21 protein-coding genes are annotated in these 22,106 nt (G+C 41.3%); all 21 read right to left on the minus strand.

The window, feature by feature from the left end; genetic code table 11:
• Positions 1 to 3: 3 nt before the first annotated feature.
• Positions 4 to 432: a response regulator gene (locus tag F9K33_00325; GenBank protein KAB2881537.1), complete on the minus strand. Its 429-nt coding sequence runs from the start codon at positions 430 to 432 to the stop codon at positions 4 to 6.
• Positions 419 to 1,639 (minus strand): cell wall metabolism sensor histidine kinase WalK, encoded by a 1,221-nt coding sequence (locus F9K33_00330; GenBank protein KAB2881538.1) that lies wholly within the window; start codon positions 1,637 to 1,639, stop codon positions 419 to 421. The genes F9K33_00325 and F9K33_00330 overlap by 14 nt, the downstream gene beginning before the upstream one ends.
• Before the next feature lie 17 nt (positions 1,640 to 1,656).
• Positions 1,657 to 2,433, minus strand: a complete 777-nt coding sequence (locus F9K33_00335; GenBank protein ID KAB2881539.1) for a prepilin peptidase — start codon at positions 2,431 to 2,433, stop codon at positions 1,657 to 1,659.
• 18 nt (positions 2,434 to 2,451) lie between these two features.
• Positions 2,452 to 3,300 (minus strand): hypothetical protein, encoded by an 849-nt coding sequence (locus F9K33_00340; protein KAB2881540.1) that lies wholly within the window; start codon positions 3,298 to 3,300, stop codon positions 2,452 to 2,454.
• Positions 3,301 to 3,365: 65 nt separating this feature from the next.
• On the minus strand, positions 3,366 to 3,710 hold the full coding sequence (locus F9K33_00345; GenBank protein ID KAB2881541.1) for a prepilin-type N-terminal cleavage/methylation domain-containing protein: 345 nt from the start codon (positions 3,708 to 3,710) through the stop codon (positions 3,366 to 3,368).
• A gap of 569 nt (positions 3,711 to 4,279) precedes the next feature.
• Positions 4,280 to 5,212 carry a hypothetical protein gene (locus F9K33_00350; GenBank protein KAB2881542.1) on the minus strand — a complete coding sequence of 311 codons (933 nt, stop codon included), beginning with the start codon at positions 5,210 to 5,212 and terminating at the stop codon, positions 4,280 to 4,282.
• 64 nt (positions 5,213 to 5,276) lie between these two features.
• Entirely contained in the window at positions 5,277 to 5,462 is a 186-nt protein-coding gene (locus F9K33_00355; protein ID KAB2881543.1) for a hypothetical protein, read from the minus strand.
• 100 nt (positions 5,463 to 5,562) lie between these two features.
• Positions 5,563 to 6,702, minus strand: coding sequence for a restriction endonuclease subunit S (locus F9K33_00360; protein KAB2881544.1), 1,140 nt, complete (start codon positions 6,700 to 6,702; stop codon positions 5,563 to 5,565).
• The gene (locus tag F9K33_00365; protein KAB2881545.1) at positions 6,699 to 8,216 is read right to left on the minus strand and encodes an SAM-dependent DNA methyltransferase; all 1,518 of its coding nucleotides are present in this window, start codon (positions 8,214 to 8,216) and stop codon (positions 6,699 to 6,701) included. The genes F9K33_00360 and F9K33_00365 overlap by 4 nt, the downstream gene beginning before the upstream one ends.
• 108 nt (positions 8,217 to 8,324) lie before the next feature.
• Positions 8,325 to 9,188, minus strand: a complete 864-nt coding sequence (locus F9K33_00370) for a hypothetical protein (protein ID KAB2881546.1) — start codon at positions 9,186 to 9,188, stop codon at positions 8,325 to 8,327.
• On the minus strand, positions 9,178 to 11,424 hold the full coding sequence (locus F9K33_00375; protein KAB2881547.1) for a hypothetical protein: 2,247 nt from the start codon (positions 11,422 to 11,424) through the stop codon (positions 9,178 to 9,180). Before F9K33_00375 ends, F9K33_00370 begins: the two co-directional genes overlap by 11 nt.
• Positions 11,425 to 11,990: 566 nt before the next feature.
• Complete coding sequence (locus tag F9K33_00380; GenBank protein ID KAB2881548.1) at positions 11,991 to 12,923, minus strand: DUF4268 domain-containing protein; 933 nt, start codon at positions 12,921 to 12,923, stop codon at positions 11,991 to 11,993.
• A gap of 64 nt (positions 12,924 to 12,987) precedes the next feature.
• On the minus strand, positions 12,988 to 13,230 hold the full coding sequence (locus F9K33_00385; GenBank protein ID KAB2881549.1) for a hypothetical protein: 243 nt from the start codon (positions 13,228 to 13,230) through the stop codon (positions 12,988 to 12,990).
• A 210-nt stretch (positions 13,231 to 13,440) separates the two neighbouring features.
• Positions 13,441 to 14,400, minus strand: a complete 960-nt coding sequence (locus F9K33_00390; GenBank protein KAB2881550.1) for a hypothetical protein — start codon at positions 14,398 to 14,400, stop codon at positions 13,441 to 13,443.
• Positions 14,401 to 14,413: 13 nt separating this feature from the next.
• Entirely contained in the window at positions 14,414 to 15,346 is a 933-nt protein-coding gene (locus F9K33_00395) for a DUF4231 domain-containing protein (protein KAB2881551.1), read from the minus strand.
• Positions 15,300 to 15,797, minus strand: coding sequence for a TIR domain-containing protein (locus tag F9K33_00400; GenBank protein KAB2881552.1), 498 nt, complete (start codon positions 15,795 to 15,797; stop codon positions 15,300 to 15,302). Before F9K33_00400 ends, F9K33_00395 begins: the two co-directional genes overlap by 47 nt.
• A gap of 1 nt (position 15,798) precedes the next feature.
• Positions 15,799 to 16,404, minus strand: a complete 606-nt coding sequence (locus F9K33_00405; GenBank protein KAB2881553.1) for a 7-cyano-7-deazaguanine synthase — start codon at positions 16,402 to 16,404, stop codon at positions 15,799 to 15,801.
• Complete coding sequence (locus F9K33_00410) at positions 16,404 to 17,108, minus strand: hypothetical protein (protein KAB2881554.1); 705 nt, start codon at positions 17,106 to 17,108, stop codon at positions 16,404 to 16,406. The genes F9K33_00405 and F9K33_00410 overlap by 1 nt, the downstream gene beginning before the upstream one ends.
• 3 nt (positions 17,109 to 17,111) lie before the next feature.
• Positions 17,112 to 18,095, minus strand: a complete 984-nt coding sequence (locus F9K33_00415) for a hypothetical protein (protein KAB2881555.1) — start codon at positions 18,093 to 18,095, stop codon at positions 17,112 to 17,114.
• Between the two features lie 79 nt (positions 18,096 to 18,174).
• Positions 18,175 to 20,988, minus strand: coding sequence for a DEAD/DEAH box helicase (locus tag F9K33_00420; protein KAB2881556.1), 2,814 nt, complete (start codon positions 20,986 to 20,988; stop codon positions 18,175 to 18,177).
• 87 nt (positions 20,989 to 21,075) lie between these two features.
• Positions 21,076 to 21,747: a PorT family protein gene (locus F9K33_00425; protein KAB2881557.1), complete on the minus strand. Its 672-nt coding sequence runs from the start codon at positions 21,745 to 21,747 to the stop codon at positions 21,076 to 21,078.
• Between the last annotated feature and the right edge of the window lie 359 nt (positions 21,748 to 22,106).

A 22,106-nucleotide genomic window follows, 5' to 3' on the forward strand; every position in this document is an offset into this window, starting at 1 on the left:
GATTTATACGGCATCGGCGGCAAAGACCTGATGCTTTTGAGGAACCGACACTTCAGGTTGAATGATCTTTAATAATTCATATATCTTCTTCATAAGCGCACCCGAATCATACGGTTTATACATGTATGCGTCCGCGCCCATTTCTAATCCGGTAACACGGTCAATTTCGCGTGCACGGGACGTCAGCATGATAACCGGAATATGCCTGTACTTTTCATCAAATTTCAGCAAACGGCAAATCTTAAAGCCGTCTAATTTCGGTAGAAGTACATCGAGTAAGATCAGATCCGGATTATGGGTCCGGGCTTTCTGCAAAGCATCAATGCCGTCGAAACTTGCCAAAACATCAAATCCGGCCGATTTAAGGCGTAGGCTGAGCATCTCTACCATGTTGGGATAATCGTCAACGACCATAATTTTATGAGTTTTCATGATGACGCGCCTTTTTACGTTTTGGAAGTGTTATAGTAAATCTACTGCCCCGGCCATACTCACTTTGAACTTTTATTTTTCCATGATGCAATTTGATAATTTCTTTCACAATACTTAAGCCAAGCCCGCTCCCCTTTTCCCGATTCTCGATGTGTTCCGGGTAATTGAGCTGTGCAAATCTTTGAAATAATTTCTTAATATCGGATTTGGAAATTCCAAAACCCCGATCGGTAACGGTAATTTCAATACTTCCGGTTTTTGATATAGCGCCGATTTCGACAGAACTTGAAGTCGGAGAATATTTTACGGCATTATCGAGTAGATTAATCAGCACCTGTTTCATACGGTCCTGGTCGGCATATAAATCAAAGATAGGGTGCGGAATGTTTTCAAATATGGTGATGTTTTTTTCAGCCGCTCTTTTTTCGTTCGATGCAATGACGGATTTAATTAAAGGATGAATATCAATTGCGCTACGTTGAATGCGGATTTTGCCGGCATCCAGCCGATTAATATCCAGCAGATCATTTACTAGGCGCGACAATCTATTCACTTCTTCATACACGACGCCAATACACTGTTTCTGAACAGGATTTAATACGCCGATACTCTCCTCCAAAATCAGCCCTAAGCCTTCTTTCATGGGTGTCAGCGGATTAAACAATTCATGCGCCACAATGGACAAAAACTCTGCTTTTTCATGAGCCTCGTTCCATTGTTTGGATACGTCGCGAAGCAGGCACATAGTTCCAATTGGAATATTGCGGTCCAAATAGAGCATCTTTATTTCAACTTCACACACAACGGTTCGTTTGTTCAAAAAGAGCGTTTCTTTTAGATGACCTTTTTTAGTAAGTTTTACCCGATTGACGAGTTCCTCAAGATCGATCTTTGACGAACGAGTCAACTCACCCAAAGTCATTTCCGAAGACGCATCAAAGGCCCCGTGAAAACCCAGCAGTTTTGATGCGTTTTGATTCAATACTCGAATTCGATCAACGAGATCAACCAACACAATACCGTCACTGACATTTTCAATGACGGTGTCGTATTCGTTATTCCATAATCGGTGCAGCATTGAATCCGTCTCGGACATGCGCTCGCAAGACATATGTTCGAATGATTTTTCCATTGGTACCATCATGGTTGGAGAAGTTTCGTTTTCCATAACCGCGTTAATAGATCTGAGAAGTTGTAAGGTTGCCATATTAAATTTTCCTGCATCTAGTGTCCGATAACAAGATCAAAATACCAGTGAATCATCTCATGTCCATAAAAAATGCATAGGAGTACGGATACCATCATAAACGGAGCCATTGGAATTTCACTCCCGCGTTGAACCTTTCGGATCGCAATTCCAATCCAGCCTATCACGGTCATGAGCAGAAATGAAACAAACAGGGTAAGGATCAACACTTTCCATCCCAGAAATACGCCAAGCAATGCGGCGAGTTTTATGTCGCCCCCGCCCATAGCATCTTTTTTATAAAACAGTCGTCCAATGATCGCAATGATAAACATGCCTAAGCCGCCCGCTAAAAATCCGATGGCGCCATCTATAAGTTGATACTTCCCTTCTAATCCGGTGAAAAGAAATGCGAACGGAAAGCCGAAAAGGATAATTCGGTCCGGAATGATGTGATATTCATAATCAATACGGGCGATCGTGAGCATCATGAGAGTAACGAAAGATATTTTATAAAACAGAATTCCGTAACCAAATTGTCCATACATAAAACACAGAATTAACGCAGACCCGATTTCTATCAAGGGATAGACCAATGAAATCTTTGTACTACAATGCTCGCAACGGCCTTTCTGAATGAGATAGCCCCACAGCGGAATATTATGATACCATCGGATCGCATGGCCGCACGCGGGGCAGTGAGAACCCGGGAACCACAACGATTGGCCAAGCGGAACGCGATAGATCACAACATTCAAAAAACTTCCGATCATTAATCCGATCAGTCCGATGATAAAATAGGGATAGGTTTCCACTTTTATTCCTCTTTTGTTTTACGTTCGTGCTTTTCCATTTTCTGCGTAAATGCGATTAACGCCCATGGCCGCGAGAAACATCGCCACATCCAGATTGTTACTCTTCATACTTACCAAGGTAATGATCAGCATCTGAGCTCCAATGAAGACTTTCTGAGAAACCGCTTGAAGCGGTACATCAAAGTAAACGGAACCGGATGATTTTTCATTTTTGATATAACGTTCCAGATGCTTGTAAAAAAATCTGACAAACTCCGACTGATTCCCTGTTGCTGACTGCTCCAAATCTGAAATGGCCGAAATAGGCATTCCATTTTCCGTTGTAACAATTATGGAAAATAAGCCGAATTTTATGATTAATTTTTTGAGAAAATGTTCCAATGCCCGGTCATGCTCCATTTCACGCTCCGTGCGCCGATCAAACACTTTGGTGATCGCCCGGATTTGTTCTTTCAGTTTGCGGCTCGCGCACGCAGGATTGGAATGTAGGCAATAATTGGCTCTGCATGCCGAAAGGGGCTCTCCGCACATTTGACGGCGATGATAATTCGCCGTCGGCTCCATGTGAGCGGTGATGAATTCCCGCGCTAATTTTTTTTGCAAGGCGCCCTCGGCAAATTCAATGGCTTCGTTCCATAAAAAAATTTCCAATTCGATTAATTGTTCCGGTATAAGCGTGCTAATGAGAGAATCAATATAATTCCAATCAGAAATATTTTTTCGAATCTTTTTCTTTAACTCGCGGTTCAAACTTTCTTTCGATGATGACGATCGGGAAAACGTATTGTCCAATGCCGATGATAATTCAATATCTATACCCCCGTTCAATACCATGGTCTCTTCGACGTTTTCTTTTGAGTTAAACATATCAGAACTCCCCGGTAGAAAAAGTGACAAAAGGCTCCCATTGGTTATGAGAGCCTTTTTTCTGATTAATTATGAGCCGCAACAGAACAAGTGACGAGGCCCGTCGTCGAAGAATAGGTATAGGTACCGGCAGAAGGGCAGGTAGGAGCAGCGCCGCTGGTAAATGAAGCAGCCATGGCGGCTAAATCGGCCGGGAATGCCGCTGTGCCGGTCGTGAGAACGGATTGTGCATAAGCAATGCTTGCAGCCGCTTTGATAGCGCCCATATTCGATTTGCAAGCGCCGGCTTCGGCTTGATCCGTCAGATCAAAATACTTAGGAACAGCTACTGCCGCCAAAATTCCTAAGATTACTATCACCGTAACTAATTCCATTAAGGTGAAGCCTTTTTGACTTGTGAGAGATTTCATAATTCCTCCGTTAGGGTTATTAAAACATGTTGACTGTTGCCTTCTTTTTGTTTCAATATCCGTGCCGTTTTGCCAATAGGTTATTTTATAGTGGGTTAACAGAATCATACGATCAATGTAATATGGCTAATTCACCCACCTATGGACTTGATACACAACTAAAAACTGTTAAGTAAAATAGTGGCGGCAAATGGACTCTAGTGTATCAATTATAGATTTAAAGAAGAAGATTACGGAAGCAGAAAGGATTTGGACAATTTAGATGAGATGTGGGGCAAGAACATGATCCCGTCGGAACGCTATAAACGATGCGGCTGGATTTGTATTATGAGAGATTTTCGGCGGCGATAAAGAAGAAGTTTCTTGATTCGATATTATCTGAAAAGTTGATCAACGAAAATAAGAAGTATCGAACCAATGGAAATAATGAAGTTGCGGCTCTACTAGAGGGAAATTTGAATTTAGTGGACTCTTCTTATTCAATATCGAACCTTCTCATAGGTTTTAAGGCTTTATGCATAAAATTGAGCCAACTGTCGTCTGTAGTTGATAAAAGCCCTTAGAACTTATCACTTCAAGTCCGTGAATTGATTTGGCCACAAGACTTTTCTTTTGGATTCCCAACGTATCTTCCCCATTATCATTTCAACGAGATAGCGGGGCATGCTCATGTCTTCGGCCTCAATGTTTTTCTTGAACAATGACCATATTTTGGCCTCATTTCCTCGAAGCTTAGTTAGAGCAACTTCTTTCTCGCCTATTAACCATAGACCTGTTCTCTTCTTCTTGACTGATTCTACCTCAATGGTGATCGGTTCGCCTTCGTCAACAGAATCACCGGCATTCCATCTTGCATCAAATATCGGCCAAAAGATGAAATGGTATACGGAACGGCCAAAGCGGTTGTCAAAGACGCTTAATTCCGCTCTATAGAGAATCGTTCTTTCGCCATTAGACTCAAGAGCTACTCCCGACTTTTCATACTGTACCAACATTTCACGAATACGCTTTTCTTCCTTCATGCGCAGGACATGAGTTTCCTCATCATGATAGAGGTCAACAATAGTATCCACAATTCCGTATACACCCTGAATACTCATATGACCTAAAGCCATCTGGAAATTCACGGGATGAAAGTAACCATTTCTGAGTTTGCGAAGCGCATGAACATTATGTTTTGCCTTAACAAAAAGGTTTTTCGCTAAGGCCCAATCGATCAGTTTTTCCAAAGTCATGTTTCGTTTAGTATTTCCCATCAATTGTTTGTGCCTTGCATGGAGGGCCAACTCAAACGTGAGCAAAGCTTCGCGGTATGCAACATCGAATAATTGATTTTCGAAGTAAGCTAACTGAAGTAGTTTATGGATAAAATTAAGACGTTCCTGAACAGATTCAGGTAGTTCAATCGGGATTAGAAACGGCTTGGAGATATTATTATTGAATTCTTCAACAGTAAGATGCCACCAGGCTTTAGCTGGCACCAGTTTAATGCTATCATTCACAAAAAATCTCCAAATATACTCTTTACATTACATTCTGCGGCAATTTCATTAATTCAGTTTAATATCATTTTTTCTCTCCACTGTATTCTTCATAACTTATAATATCCGTCTCATCCGATTCACAAGACGGACATTCTTTATTCGTTACTCCATCTACAAGCGCCCAGAATGGAATGAAAGTGTTTGCGGAACTCTTTTGTTTTTTGAACTTACATCCGCACTTTCTGCATCGATAATACCAACTGCTCATAAAAACTCCTGTTCTCTATTAATGATAATTGAGCTCCTTTGCGGTTTATGAGCTTGCCATGACCTCTAAATTTTCAGTTACGCTCACTTTTAGTCAGAGTTCACACCAACTCCCCCTTAAACGCTCTCTGCATCAGGCTCTGAAACAAATTCTCCAATTCCTGCTCCGATGTGCGCTGCTTCGTGCGCATGGATTCAACTTTCTCTACCAGCGCGGCGAATTTTAGTTGTAAGGAGATAGGTGGGCAATAAATCAGTAAATTGCTTATATCCTTGATATACATTGCTTGCTGTGCTGATGCTGATGACACTGCTACAAGCCTGTGCAAAAAGCCACTGTTTCGAAAAAGATATTGAAGAAATTCAGAACGGACTTTTTTCGGTTTCACAAGAATTACACTACCCATTAAGCAAAACTGTCTAGTATTACCAACTCGTGTGCATCTGCCAATCGTTGCTCCCCTGCTAACGACAAGTAAATCGCCGTTCTCCGGCTTGCATTTCCTTGTGAATTTATCAAAATCAGCGGCGCTTACAAATTGATTGCGCGTAAAATCTATTCCCCATTCACGAACATCCGTAGCAGTAATAATATGTAATCCTTCCTTTGTAAGTGGTGGATTGAGATGTTCACCATCCGTAATTTTCTCAGAAGCCTCGGATAATAGTAATTTCTCCCACCCCTTCGGATTCGTAACGGGGTCGCCGAACATTTCGAGGAAGGCGGACTGAAGAAATTTTTCTGTGAGTTCGATTGTTTGGCGGCGCTTTTCACGGGCGGAGTCAGCTTTCTCAAGTATCGCGGCGATGCGCTTCTGGATGGGAAGAGGAGGAAGTGGGATTTGGATATTGCTTAATGTCTCGCGACCAATAGCTTGAAATGTTGAACCAGTTCCTTTTGATTCAATTAACTCTGCAATACTCCTTAAGTAAAAAAGAACATACTTATTGTCTGAAATTCCATATTTTGATCTAATTGCTGCGAGCCCTCGTCCAATACAGGCCTCAGAATTACACAAGTTGGTGGGGCCGACAGGCGCACGCACAGAAATAAGAATGTCATTTGGCTGAGCAATTTTCTGAGGTTTGTTGCACCATTTTCTTGGAACAGGATAAAGAGACCCAAAGTCTGTTTTGCCCTGATAAAACGGTAAGCCTTCTCCATCATCATTATAAGTATCTGACGGGGGCGATTGCCCCATTATGATTTCACAAGCATCTGAAAGACTCTGAATACTCACTTCATCATCCCCCGAATTTCTTCCACATCCTTCTCAATCCCCTTCTCCAATTCCAAAATCTTATTCATGATCACATCCGGCTTTTCGTATTCGATTTCCGTGTGCACGATCTCTTTGTATCGTGAAATGGAAAGGTCGTATTTGTTTGAACGAATGTCTGTAACCGGCACGAGAAACGATTTCTTAGATGCTTTCTTCTTTTCCCATTGTTTGATGATGTCGGGAATATCATTCGCCTCGACGCGCTGGCGTTTATCGTCGAGAGAGAAGCCGTCGGCTTCCATATCGTAAAACCAGACGTTTTTCGTTGTGCCGCCTTTCTGGAATATCAGCACCGCCGTGGAAACGCCCGCATACGGCTTGAATACGCCCGAAGGCATGGAGATCACCCCTTCCAGGCCGCATTGATCCACGACGATCTTACGGATCGCCACATGCGCGTTACTCGTTCCGAATAGCACGCCGTCGGGCACGATCACGCCCGCCCTGCCGCCGTTTTTCAGCAGGCCGTAGATCAATTCGATAAAAAGCAGTTCCGTCTTGGTCGTGCCGGTCGTAAAACGTTCATTGATGTCGCTTTTGTCAATCGAGCCTTTGAATGGCGGATTGGCCAGGATGACGTCGTATTCCGATTTTTCGGTAAAAGCCTTCGACATGGTATCGGTGTAAAGGCACCTGGGATTGTCAATGCCGTGCAGCATCAGGTTCATCGCCCCGATACGCACCATCGTGGAATCGAAATCGTATCCGGTCAGGGCGCGGCTTTTCAGAAATTGCATCAGCTTCTTATCCGCGATCTTATCGCCGATCAGGTGATGCGCTTTGCCGTCTTCGTCGCGCTCGATCAGGTCGGGGGTCGTGTTTTCTTCGAGAATATGTTCGTATGCCGCGACGAGAAAGCCGCCCGTGCCGCAGGCCGGATCGCAGATGCGCTGATCGATCTTCGGATCGACGAGTTTCGTGATCATGCGAATGATATGCCGAGGTGTGCGGAATTGGCCGTTCTTGCCGGAGGTGGTGAGCTGGCTCAACAAATACTCATACAGATCGCCCTGCACGTCCACGTTTTGTTCCGAAATGTGCATGTCGTCGATGATCTTGACCGCTTCCTGCAAGAGCGACGCTTTCGGAATGACAAACACCGCGTCTTCCATGTGCTGTGTGAATGTGCTCGCCTCCCCGCCCACTTCCCGCAGGAAATCGAACACTTTATCGCGCACATGTTTCAGCATTTGATCGCCTGGCAATTGGCTCCAGTGCGACCATTTGCAGTCTTTGTAACTAAAGTTCTTTATATCCTTGGGAGCACGACCTTTATCAGAAAAGAGCGATGTGAAGGCCTGCCCGCGGCGCTTCGCCGCGGCTGCGCGGGCATTGTCCATGTCTTCCAGTCTTTTCAGAAAGATCAGATACGACATTTGTTCAATGGCCGTGAGCGGATTGGAAATTCCGCCGGACCAGAATTTGTCCCATAGGGAGTCGATTTTTGAGCGAAGATCGGGATTTGTTAACATGATCCTTTAAATTGTTAAGATGTCACGTTGAGCGCGAAGCAGTCGAAGGGTGTCCCAGAGTGAATCTACTTTACTATTTAAGTCATGCTTTGTGAACCTAATTTCGGCTTATAATTCTAATGAGATTCGTATTAGAGATTTAAACGAAAGTCTTCCGTTATTCCATTCATTTTCTAAATGGTCAATAATTTTAAGTGGATCGACAGTTTGCATTTCAAGTTCGCAATTCACTCCAGTCAAATTCGCTGCCTTCACAAACATCTCTTGAAGACACCTATAAATTTGGTTCCTGACATGCAACTGTGTTTTCTTAAATCTTAAACACCGAGAGTAACGATAAAACTCAAAACTTCGATTGTGATAACCCAAATAAGATCGGTGATGGTAACCAATGTAACGCGTAAGCTTCCAACTCTCATCCTCAAGAATCATTTGGTGCATAGTGAAATCATAATGCTGGAGTTGCCCTTGCATTTGCAATAATCCCATAGAACCAACTTGTTCTGTGTTCAAAAAGGATAGATTCCTAAGAAAAGAATTATACTTCTTATATGATCCAACCTCAGGCGGCATATCAAACACTACGCATTCCTTTATGTTATATTCTTCTTCAGTGCCATTATCCATAATATAATGAACGGAATTCCGTTTTAAACGAACTCTGCCATTTTCTAAATAAATTAACTTTAGTTCATCACCAAATGAAATCATTCGAAAGATAGCAATGCCATATCTTACGAGTGAATACGAAACCTTTCTGGCGAAATCAATGATGGAATCTTGAAGTCCATAACGAGAATAGCGCTCTGAATGAAGAACATCTCTCATAATTTTTTCGAAAGCCTCATTTCGAGGCTTAACGACAAAGGTCCCAGATGGCCTATGCCCATAAGGAATTATCCCATTTGAGAAATCTTCCAGAAACATATGCACAGTAGCACTATGCAAATAATCATCTGAATTAGTTTTCATACTCCAATGGATCGATTATTTTTCTTACAAAGCTGTTTTCATAGTCAACTGCTATAACGTTCTTTGATGCAAGACGACAGCCCAAATAGAGTTCTACAAAGATATCAGAAAAATCATGTATGATCAAATGATTAAAATGAAATAAAGAGGCAACTGCTCGAATCAATTCGCTCCAATCACTGTTTTGAGATTGCATACTTCTTGGATATTGGAATTCTTTTTTGAGTAGCCCCAATTCATCAAGCTTTTGTGCCAATATAATTTGCCTTCTATAATCTTCCTGAAAATTCGGCTTGATTGAGTTATCATTTTTCCAATTCTGGTAATCTTCGAAAATAGTCTTCAATGCATTTGTTTCGACCTCATTTGAGCCACCGCTAATTTTGGCAAGATAATTATCCCATGTGTTTATACAACTGTCACGAAAAGTCGAATTTCCAATTAAATCTGTATAAATAAAACATAGCCCGCTTAACCTTAACAGTTCAATTATTGGCTGAGAAACAAGTATTTGACGGTAGAATTGTAGGTTACCAGACTCACGCAGAATTACCTTAAAGTCCATGCTAGCGTCAAAAAACGCCCTAAAAATATCCTCAAAGCAATCGCTGTCGTTCTTACTCATTCTGTCAAACACTTCTTGAGATACGCTAAAATAAGCTTGCCCAAAAAGATCCGGAATGGTCTCAGGTAAATTCAATTTCACGAGAGGAGATAAGGATTTACTCATCTCTACAATTGTATTTCGCGATCTACTATTGATTTCCATAATAATTTGATCAAATATATCTGCTGGCCAAACAACATCGTCCTGAATTTTAAACTTCTTGAAATCTTCCATTTGTGATTTAATTGTTTTCAAATGGCTTTTGATTTTCCAGTAGACATGCAAGACACGTTGGCGGACAAAAGAAGACTCTGCGACAAAAACAGAACCCGAAAGAAGATTCCTGATGTTATCAGAAAAAGCAAATAGGCATTTTATAGCATCATTTACCGATTCAGACACGACTTCAACATATTTCGCTGTAGCTAATTGCACAATATACCATTTCGGCGTTATAATTTTCCCCTCAACTTTACTTTCAAATTGAATAAAAGAAGTAAGTTGTTCGAGGACTGGTATGTAGTCATCAAAAAAGTCTAGCGCATAAGGAGTAGCATTGTTTTTAGTCAGTTGCACAATACGCCCATTAAATACATCTGGTGTGGCGCTCTGAATTCTTAAAAGAAGTTTCAATACCAGACTTTCTAAGCACAATATAAAGACATCCAGAGATTGCAACAGATCAGATGAGAATTCCTTTCTTTGATGATCAGAATCAATCAATTTTTCCATTACATTATATAAACCCTGTAAGACAATCTTACCGGCGCGTACATTTCCGGATTGCCCGCAGTCCTCGCTGACAATTTTCATGTAGTTTCCAAATTGTACAAATGTTTCAATTCGCTTCTTTTCAAGAGTTCGATCCAAATACTGAAAAAGTATATTCAATATTTCAACCTCAAACCACATTATGTCCTTTGTTACTTTAGGTGCCGGAAATGCATAAGTTCGAGCAGAAATTTCTTTGGCGGGATCATTTGAAGGCAAAAAGGGAGTAAAGACGTGCTTTTCTCTGAACCACTTGCTATCAGTCGGAATTCTTCCCTTAAGTCCTAAATAGTATCTCAAACCTAAAATTATTTCTTCAATTTCTAGGCCGCCAGTTTTTTTTATCGAAGAAACATCTACGGATAAAGTAACTGAATCAGATAAATACCTGAGATAGAATGATACTTGTTTTCTGTGATGAATTTGGAAGGATGGGTCTAACCAGTTTTTGCTTTCCAAAGTAACGCTTCTAATCTCTTTCCCAATCTTTCTAATCAAAATACGAGTCAATACAGCTACATTGAAGAACTCAAAGGCAAATTTGACTGCTTGAAAAAGATAGAAAATGAGTCTTAATGAATTCCAAGTGAGGAAGAATATGATGAATGCTTGTGGTGTGAATCTCAGGCTAATGGAAACTAATACAAGTATTGAAATAGCTGCTAAAAACGTACTTTGCCTGACGTAAGCGACGATTATTGGTTCATCCATTAATAGAGAACGAAGCTCACTTGGCGCTTTAGAATAGGTTGTACTTGCAACCGTACCTAAGAGAGCAAAGAAAAGCCCAAGTAGAACACCTGAGAGGCCTGCCACGGTTGAAAGAAATTGAACAATCCGGTCATTAGTTGCTCCCAAGTATTCAATACGAGGAACCCATGCAACTATGTTCCGAATGAATGTGGGAATCTCCCAATAATAAGTGTTCCATGTTGCATTGCATAGGGTCTCAACAGTTAGCAACACGAATACTAAGAGAATCGACTTCACAATTGATGGAAATGTGTGCCACCAGATTGTACTCCCCATGTTCCATTGCTGAAAATATGACTTGACCTTCCTGGTAAGATTCAACCTCAAACTTCGATAGGTAAAATCAACTCTTTGTCGATAATGGTGAATCTTCCAATATAGCGGATTACTTGGATTTGGGAAAAATTGCATTGTTAATTACAATGTTTTATGGTCTATTAATAATTACAGAGATCAAGATAGAAATTTTGACAAATCGATTTCCACATTTTCAACCTCGATTTTTCATTTACGCAAGCAACTTATGTGTCAATTTGATAAGTTCCCCTATCTCCCCCTCACTGAATAACTTCTCCACAGAATTCATCCCAAGATTAGTAAACGGTTCCTCATACAGATCGGCCAGTTCGAGTTTGCGTCTTTGCAGGAAGACACTTTTTCACCCATTTTCCTTAGGCTGTCTTAATTTTAGCAATGTGTGGTGAAATTGCCTTCTCAAATTTGATCATTGCTCCAATCATTTCATCAGCAATTAACTGCCATTTTTCGTGATCTTTATATCCACCAGAGGCAAAGTATCTCGCAATTCGGGATGCCCTTTTTGCGTCAAGTCGTTCCCAACTTAACTGGTCACCAAATATTTGCTCAATCTCCGTTTTATTTTTATATAGTTGATCAAATATAAGTTTGTTATCAACTCCAGAATCTTTGTCTTTGTCGATATACAATTCGATTTTCGTTTCATGTTGCCCCACACCGTAATTAAGAGTAACTCCAGAAATACCGGCTCCTGTCCCAATCCAACTATACATTCCCGGGGATATATTTGCATGAAGGTTCGTTTTTGTCTTCGCCCGATCGAGTAATACTGCCCAGAATTCTTTTCGTAAGTGATGTCGTTTATCATATTCCTTTTTTGTCTCACCGACTTCTCTTGCTTCTTCGCTTGGCCCAACAATCAATGTAAAAAGAGGTGCGGGAGGAGACTTTTCGATCTTGATTCCTTCAATTTTAAATAGATAAAATTCGGCTCCCGTTGATTCATTTAGCCAAGAAATCGCTTTAATATGTTCCTGTCGAGGTTCGGCTACAATCCAGATTGCCCTGGCTGCATTTACAGACGCAAGGTACGTAATGACTTTGCCTAAATGATCATGGTTACTTTTCTCGAGTTGATTTTCAATAACTACGAGATCCCCGTCTTCGTCTTCAGCAACCAAGTCGACACTGAAATTGCCTGTACTCTGCTCCTTCTCTGGGTTGGATAAGTGAAAGTCTACTACATCATTTAGCACATCAATATTTTTTTGTAGCCATGTCGTAAAATCCTGTGCTTCGTGCTTCCATATTTCTCGTAAGGCTACCTTTTCAATCTTTCCGATCATTGGTCATCCTTTCAAGCAACAAAGCTTTTTTGTGAGTCGAATCAATTCAGCCACTTCCTCTTTTCTAAACAATTTTTCCACTGCATTCATGCCCAGATTCGCGGCTTTTAACAGAAAAAAGCGATGTGAACGCCTGCCCGCGGCGCTTCGCCGCGGCTGCGCGGGCATTGTCCATGTCTTCCAATCTTTTCAGAAAGATCAGATAGGACATTTGTTCAATGGCCGTACGCGGATTGGAAATACCGCCGGACCAAAATTTGTCCCAAAGACTGTCGATTTTTGAGCGGAGATCGGGGTTGGTTAACACGGTTCCTTAAATGTTTAAGATGTCACGCTAAGTCCTAAGCAGTCGAAGGGTGTCCCAGACGGAGTCGATTCTTGAGCGGAGATCGGGATTTGTTGACGTTTTTGCTTAGGTTAATTTCTGAATTCAATAGTCTGTCTGCTGGGTGTGCTTTTGTTTGATTTTCTGATAATTATGGTCTATCAAACTCTGAGTACATAATTCATAGGAAACTTACGCAACATATTTCCCAATTTTCTCAGATAATATCTTCTTCAATTCTGGGCCATTCTTATATTTAAAAAATTGTCTGTGTTGCAGGTCAAATGGAATGTCAGATTGTTTTTGTGCCATTAATATGGTGTTTTTCCCAATTGCGTGAGCGTACCCTAATTCGAAAAAAACATTCGCATTTCGGCCCGTCAAATCTGCAATGATAATTGTAGAACGCTCAATCATCTGATAGATTATATTTATGACACTGCGCGTTTCGAAAATCTCGTCAGCTCTAACACAATAGTATCCGTGTTGCTTCATAATCGCTTTCACATTGTGATAAACCCCTGTAAACTTCTGAGCAAACGGCATAAGTACAAAACAAATTCTTTTATCACTCACGTCGTCTAATATTCGATAAACCGCTGTAAGAGTAGAAAGAGAAAGTTCATTCTTGTCAATCGCTGAAAAGAGCTCACCCTTACATAATCTACAGAATTCACCCTTTGCCATACCCAAATTAACATCAGCAACATTGTCACAAAAATCATTTGGGCAACTTAAAGTCTTATCCATATGGAGTTGACCCCGTTCATTTTTAGGATCGATTATGACATATGCAATTACATATTTAAGGAACTTATCTATGCTAAACTTTAATTTGTCCACCATTCCGTAGGTAGAGATTAGAGCGCCAACTTCATCGTGAGAGCAGAATATTTCCTCGAACAAAGGGAAATCGCATACTGCAATCGGATATTCAGTGTAATTGTGTTTCTTTAAATACTGTTCCACTTGTTCCCAAATATACGTTTCTGGGTACAGTCCATTAATTATCTTGGAAGAATCCAAAGTAATCGTCTCATTACTTATATCAAATGAGAATGAATCTTGAAGCTGATTTAGTGAAACAACGACATTACTAATTAGTTGGGTCACTTCAGAACCAATTTGAATAAGTCTAATTTTCGTCTTCATTTCCTCTCCTAAGTTAAACTGATGGCAATGGCAGGCTTCGATTGAACCACAATTTATGCTCTCTACTAATCAGTTTCTCTGCTTCCATAATAAGGGAAAATATCGGTTTTTCTTCTACTTCTAATTCAAATCTATACTTTAACGACTCTAATTCTTTTGCTGTAATTGCGTAGGTGACCCGTAATTCCTCAAATCGTCTTGTTTGCCGCCACGTGAGACTTGTTGCGGTTATTGTAGAAAGGAAACCAAAAATGGAAAATTGCGAAATTGGAATTAACATGGTCAATACTATTCCTGCCAACAACAGAACTAAGGACGTTATATGCCAACGGCTAGCTCGTTTAAAATTGTCCGATGCTCTTTCAGTGTACCATTCTAATTGATCTTTTAACCGGTAAGTAATGTAAAAGCTCTTTTTCTTTAAAAAATCGCTCTCAACAAAAACCTCATGCATCCACTCAGCTATCGCGCCAAAACTGGAAGTGTATATTGAATACCACTCATTGAGATCAACATCTTTTTCGGTTTTCTCAACATATTCAAGAAATGTTGCTGATGCGTTCTTCTCATCTGCATTATAAACACCTATTTTGAAGCAGAATAACCATGAATTGCTAAGAATGCTTTCAGCAAGAAATCGAGCCTTCTGCCAACCAGTCATATACTGCATGCTTTGTTGAAAAATCATAAGTCCTAGAAATACAATAGCCAGAATTACCATAATGCAGCGAATCAACTCATCATGGCTATTTTGGAAGATTGGCAGTGAGGAAACAAAAGCAATTAATACAAGAATAACATTTTGCCCTCTAATTATATTTAGATATCTTGATTGGCAAATCAATGATATCTTGTTAAATTTATCGTACGAATTGGGCCCTTTTAGACTTCGTTCGTGGCTATTTGCGTTCTTTCGCGGCTTCTTCGATAGCGAGAGATAATTCATGGTGCTTCCACGGAATAAGTTTTAAATCAAATTCTTTAATAAAGCCTGGTTTCTTGTCTGGAGGCTTTTCACCTTTGTGAACGCATATAACTCCTTTTCCCAACGCAATGCTCTCTCTAACTTCCCAATCAACCCATTTACTTTCGTGTGTTATGTTAGAAATATAAATCACAGTAACTGATGCTTGGCGTATTCTTTCTCGGATTCCGCTTTTAATATACTCTGCTCTTTCGCTGTCAAATGGCTCTTTCAAGGAATAGTCGTTAAATTCTAAATCGCTATTTTCGTTCTTTGCTTGTCCTCTTAACAGATTTACATCATTCACATCCCGATGATCAAAACTAATAAAAACGTTTCTTTTGTCAGGTTGAGCATCCTCAAATGCATTTTGTGCCACTTTGGAGAGTCGATCAATTATTCGGGTGTCATAACTACCTCCACCACCACCCATATTATCCTCCTTTCAAATATTTAAGTGCATTTGTGATTTCAAGGCACGAAATACATTTTCCACATGGCTTGGGGTTCCCCGAATGACATGAATAGGTTTTACCAATTCTTTTCGATTCTGCCAATTTTATCACTTCTGCTTTGTTGAAGCCTATCAGTGGAGCGAGTATTTTTATTTCGTATTCCAAAACAGTTGAAATAAAAGATTCTGTCTTTCGGATAAACTCGTTAGTTTGATCAGGAAATAGACTGTATTTATCCGTCAATAATCCAATTGCCACGTTTCTACTCTGCACATGATACGCATATGAACTCGCAGCTAACAGAAACAGTGTGTTTCGACCAGGAAGGAACGCATCCTCTTTTACTCTCATCCTTTTATCAGTAAGCCCTGAATGGATCAACTTGCCAAATCCATTCAAGTTCATTCTTTTAGGCTTCGGTAATTTATGTTTCAAATGGTTATAGAGGCATGCTTTCCATTCTAATTTTACTGATCTTTGTCCGTAGTCAACAAAGAGTGGAAACAACTCAAAATCTTTCTCATCTGCAAGAATAGACATGAGCGTTGAATCGATTCCGCCTGAAACTAAAGTAACTATTTTCATTAACGATAAATTTTTAATGTTCGCATTGTTACCCAAATCGCCAAATCTAAATGTAACAATGCTACATTATAAGTTGTAGCATACGATCGCAATTTATTTTCGAGTTCCTCATATTTTGATAATGTCGCAACACTTGTCAATGAATTATACGTCAACCCGGTTATTTTCATAAAATTAAATACATGCTTATCTAGGACAGCAAATTCAGAATAGTATCCAATATTTCGTAAGAACATACTGGCTTGTTTCGGCCCCAACCCACAACAACAATCAATGATTTTTTTTCTAGCGTCTCTGGTGTCTTCCGCGCAACTAAGGATTTTCTTTATTGTTAGATTATTAAGATAAATGTTTTCGAGGGTTTTGAGAATATGTTCTCCCTTTTTTACAAAAAAACGTAGTCGTCTTGAATATCTTTTATTTTCATAGTTAAAATAGATAGGTTCGCCCATTGCTGCAATGAGTTGAGACTTAATTTCAAAGAAATCCACTTCATTATTAGGTATTCGTAAGATATTTTTCTTATTAAGACTGATCATTGCAGCTGACGCAGCCTCATATTTTTCTTGGCTACTCAAAATACACAACACTAGCTCTGACAGTAATTCGCTTTCATTTTCTAATGGAGGAATTTGACCGACTAATTTCCTAGCCTCCTCGCACACCTTTAACACTGTTTCATGTATTTTAGAAACTGTTTGCATTAATCAAGACCATATCCTACGAAGATGAGAAACAAATGTATCACTATAGTGAAGCTGCAATAATCTATCTACTGAGTTACTGTTTATTTCATTTTGAATGGTTGCCATCCAGTTATTATAAAAAAACAAGTTATGCCCAAGGGTTGAGAGTAAATAGTCCAAGTTATCAGAGTTACAGAACGGGCACTCATCAATTATCATTTCCCGATGTTGAAAATGATACAAAAGAGCTGTTTTAGAATTAACGACTGTTTGACACCATTCGAGTCCGTCGAATGAATCCGCTCCAGCTAATGACAAAACTAATAATGAGAGGGGGTTGCCTGTTCCAAGTAAGTGAATATACGTGTAATTTTCCAATGTATTCAACGCTTTTCGCAAAGCTGTTACAGTACAAGCTCTTTCAAGTAGACCTTCTCCTAATATTCTTTCTGGAAGAGACACCATTGTGAAATTCATCTGGCTATGAAGTTCCATAACGGTTTCAATAATTTTCTCTTTTTTCGAATGAACTATTGGAATGATTGTAGTAGCAAGTGAGGATTCTTGGCTATTTTTTGTTGATTTCACAATAGATGCCACATTGCTCTCTATATCTTCTTGAGGAAACTGATAATCATAGCAAAATGCCAAATGACACACACCTAACTTTAACACTTCATCAAAATCATCTTTTGTCCAACTCGAATCTCTCAACCAGTAACTTTCGTAATTGCCCGAGTCCATCACAATTATTGAGTTGTCATCACCTTGATTAGCTTTCAATCTTTCAACAAAGATATCTCTATGACGCGATTTTGCAATATCAAAAGCAGAAACCAAGAAGTGGGGTTGCCGGAGTGCTTTTAAAACGTTGAAATAGTCCAAAGGGCTTAATCCAGTTTTTACTGATGAAATTGATGGAAAATAAATAGGTAACTTCAACGCTTTTCCACTCACGTACAGAAACTTATTGCGAGTTTTGTTGTTCTCATCTAAGAAACCCATATACAACCTTATAAAAATAAATAGTTCGACACAATTTAGCTATATTATCATATTCGCCACTGCTTCGAGCAACCTATTCCTATGCAACCAATCTACGTGTTAACGTAATCAGTTCTTCGACCTCAGCTTTGTCGAATAGTTTTTCAACCGCATTCATCCCCAGATTCGTAAAAGGCTCTTCATACAGATCGGCCAGTTCGAGTTTACGCCTTTGCAGGAATACGCTTTGTACGACACGCAGAAAGCGCGACTGGTCGGCATTGTAATTATGTTCCAGAATAAAAGCATCGAAAGACCTCTGCACGATAGACGCGTAGGTCGGTAGCGACTCCAGGTGCAGAATATGCTTGAGAAAATCCACGAGATTCCCTACGCGCACGCCGAAAGCTTTGAGAATATTCTCTTCGTCAAGGCCAAGATGGATCAGTTCTTTTTCGAGTGTGTCGTCCAGGTCTTCCAGATCGCTGGCCGTGATGGTCTCACCGGCTTTGAGTTTTTTGATCGTCGGATGTTTTTCGGCCAGTTCGAGAATTTTCTCTTCCACCTGCTTTTTGTATTCTTCGATCATGATCTTTTGTTTGCCGGTCTTGTCGCGCAGTATGATCCAGCGGCGGGAATCGATAATATCGTCGAGGCCGAGTTCGATAGGATCGGTTTTGATGTCTTCGGCAAGTTTCATCACCGGCGCGAGGGCTTTTTTATCCGTGTCGAGCCGCTCCAGCGTGAGGTTGGCCCAGAATTTATTGGCAAGAATATTCTGACGATGTTCTTCGACGGCTTTTACCTGCGGCAGAGATGACGGCAGCCGCGCGACGTCTTCACGAATGGATTCCATGAGCGCGGACAGGTCTTTTTTCTGAAGAAGAAAGAGTTCGGCACGTTCCATCTTGCTGATGAAAAAAGCTTCTTTGGGATTGACCCCGGTGATGAATCTGAGCAGTGGCGCGATCTTGAGACGAAGTAATTCGATTTTGTCTTCCGTCAGATAAGCCCAGAAATCATCGTCCGTGGCCTGCCTCAGATCGCCGAGCGATTTTTTTACGGTAAATGAATCGCCGGGAATACGGGCAATGTCTGCGCGTACGTCCTGCACGATGCGTTTGAAATCGGCGGACGACTGATCGCCAAGGAGAATCTGAAGTTTCTGGAGCCGTGTATGGAATATTGTGACGAGCACGGGCACCTGCGAAGGGCCTTTGTCGTCTTTAGGCATCATCTGGAAGTGTTCGAAATTCTCCCAGAAATCCACGATGAGGAAACTCTCTTTGCGGCTATTGGGCAGCCAGGAATAGTTTTGGCAGGCTTCGTGCGGGCGCGTACCGCGTCCGATCATCTGCCAGAATTTGATCTGCGAATTGACCGGCTTCATGAATGCCAAGTTCACCACCTCCGGCACGTCAATGCCCGTGTCGAGCATGTCCACGGAGACCGCAATGCGCGGCATGTCGTTTTTTTTGAAGGATTGGATCAAGTCGCGCGTGCGTTCCATCTTCGAGGTAATCACCTGCACCACCCGCCCCTGGTGTTCGGGATACATTTTGTTAAATTCCTCCGCAATGCGCATGGCGTGATCCTGCGTGATGGCGAATATGATGGACTTGCCCGGAATCTGGCCGGTGGAGTCTTTATGACAGACTTCCATGAATTCTTCGATCTGTTTGCGCAGGGTGTCGCGGTTAGTCACTTTGCGTTCCAGGTCGGTGCCTTCGTAATTAATGTCCTCCGGATCGATGTCGCGTTCGCGCAGGGCGTTTTGATCTTCCTCGCTTAAGTCGACGCCTTTGATACCTTTGCGCTGGAATTTGGTTTGCGCGGAATAGACGTTGTAGTCGACGAGGTATTCTTCTTTGACCGCATCGTCGTATGAATACAGGAACGTCGGAGCGTTATTTTCGCAATCGAAGAATTTGAAAGTATCGCGTTCGATGAATTGCGCCGGAGTTGCGGTCAACCCGATCTGAATCGCATCGAAATACGCGAGCACGTCGGTGAATTTATTGTATATGGAACGGTGGCATTCGTCGGCAATGATCAGATCGAAATCGCCGGGCGTGAAATCCTTGAAACAGATCTCCAGCGTTTGCAAAGTGGACACATAGACCCGTTTCGTTTTGTCAAGATCGTAGGTGCGAATACGTCCGCGGGCTTCGTTGGGCAGATGGCGTTTTAATCCGTCAGTGAGTGCCTGTTCCACCAGGGCATCGCGGTCAGCAAGGAACAGAACCTTCTGAGCGGCGCGGGCTTGCAGGAAAACGTCGATCAAAGCCATGGTCGTTCGGGTCTTGCCGGTGCCGGTTGCCATGACGAGCAGGGCTTTACGTTTTTTCTTTATTTCAATGGCTTCGGATATACGACGGATCGCTTCCGCCTGATAGGCACGGTCGACAATAGATTGCTTGATCTGGATCGTATTTAGCGGAATACGGTTTTGTTTGATGAAGAGCAGGCGTTCTAAGTTCTCACGTGAAAAGAACCCGGCAACGTGGCGCGGGGCTGATTCTTCGGTATCCCAAAAAAAAGTATCTGTGCCGTTGGCCATGAATGCGAACGGGATGAAGGATTGAGTCTTACCGATCTTGGTTACGTAATCGAGAACTTGTTGCTGTCCTACTCTTGCATCCCGGCTGGTTCGCTTGGCTTCTACGACAGCGAGAACTTCGCCGTTAGCGCGGTAGAGACAGTAGTCGGTAATGCCCTCGTGAACCTCACCCTGTCCCTCTCCTTTAAAAGGAGAGAGAGAAAGGGAGAGGTCCACCGGAATTTCAAATCCTACCTGCGAACGGTCGAACAGATCCCATCCAGCTTTTTTGAGATCGGGATCGATCAGGGAATAACGGGTTTCTTGTTCAGAGACTTTTCTGGGAGACACGGCTTGGCTCCACGATAGGTTCATCCACAAATGCTAACGGAAAAAATTAGCAATATTTGGGGGAATACGCAAGGGGAAATTTGGAGACTCTGCGTCTTAGTCACCGCTTGGTCATCCTTTGGACCAAATTGTTTTCGATACAAATAGCGAAACGGACGATCTCTTGGTCTTCAAATATGACAAGTCATTCTTTGTAATGTTTGTCAATCCATGCCGGTATTGAATTTCGAGGCCAAAGCCTTTGGTGAGAGAAATACCGGTCGACACTATCCCGCCCCAGTCTGCCCTTTGAAAGGATTTCTTGTTTTCAATTTTGTAATCCTCACCATAGGCAAAGGCGCCGTTGCCATAATTTTCTGATGCCAGGTAATGACCGTCTGACTTGGCCCCGATAGCAAGTGAGTATCCGATACCAATCCCAATCGTAAATCTTGAGCGCTCAGGTGTGTAGGTAATCATTGGAGTAAAGTCAATGTATGACACAGATTGTATCCCATTGCGCCTCAATACCGCATGATACTGGTACGAATATTCCTCCATTTTATATTTCGCCCTATTATGAGAATATACAACGCCCAATGAATATCCCAGTCTTTCCGACTTCGCAATTGAAAAACCCGCATTGTAACCATAGCGTGAATCAGTGCTATAATGTTCAATATCATTTGCGCCCCAGGCAAGATTTGTTCCGGCGAGAAGAGTGATTCTATTGGTTACTTGAGATGATGCAGGAGAAAATGCTAATAATGACAAACACAAGACATTAAGGTACTTATTCAACATAATGGATATTCTTTATTTATTTTTCATATGAGATTAATTCCTATATGAAAGAATGAAAATAATTAAAATCAAATAAGGTAAATTAGCCCTGATAACTTCGCAAGTTAGAGAACCAAAGTTTACAAAAAAGATAATAATCCACGGCACATGAATACAAAGTTCCTTGGAGGACTTATGCCCTCTAACCAAATTCTGGTGTCCCATTATTTGTTTTCTCAGAATAAGAAATACATATATCACAATGAAACAATAGAAAACGCACTCTGTCTGACTTGTAATTGACGGTTTCTGAAGCCATAATAAAATACTGCTTCATGGACGTACTTCTTATTGATCACACTCATACCTATTCATCCTTG

It is taken from the genome of bacterium (assembly GCA_008933615.1).
GTDB lineage: Bacteria > CLD3 > CLD3 > SB21 > SB21 > SB21.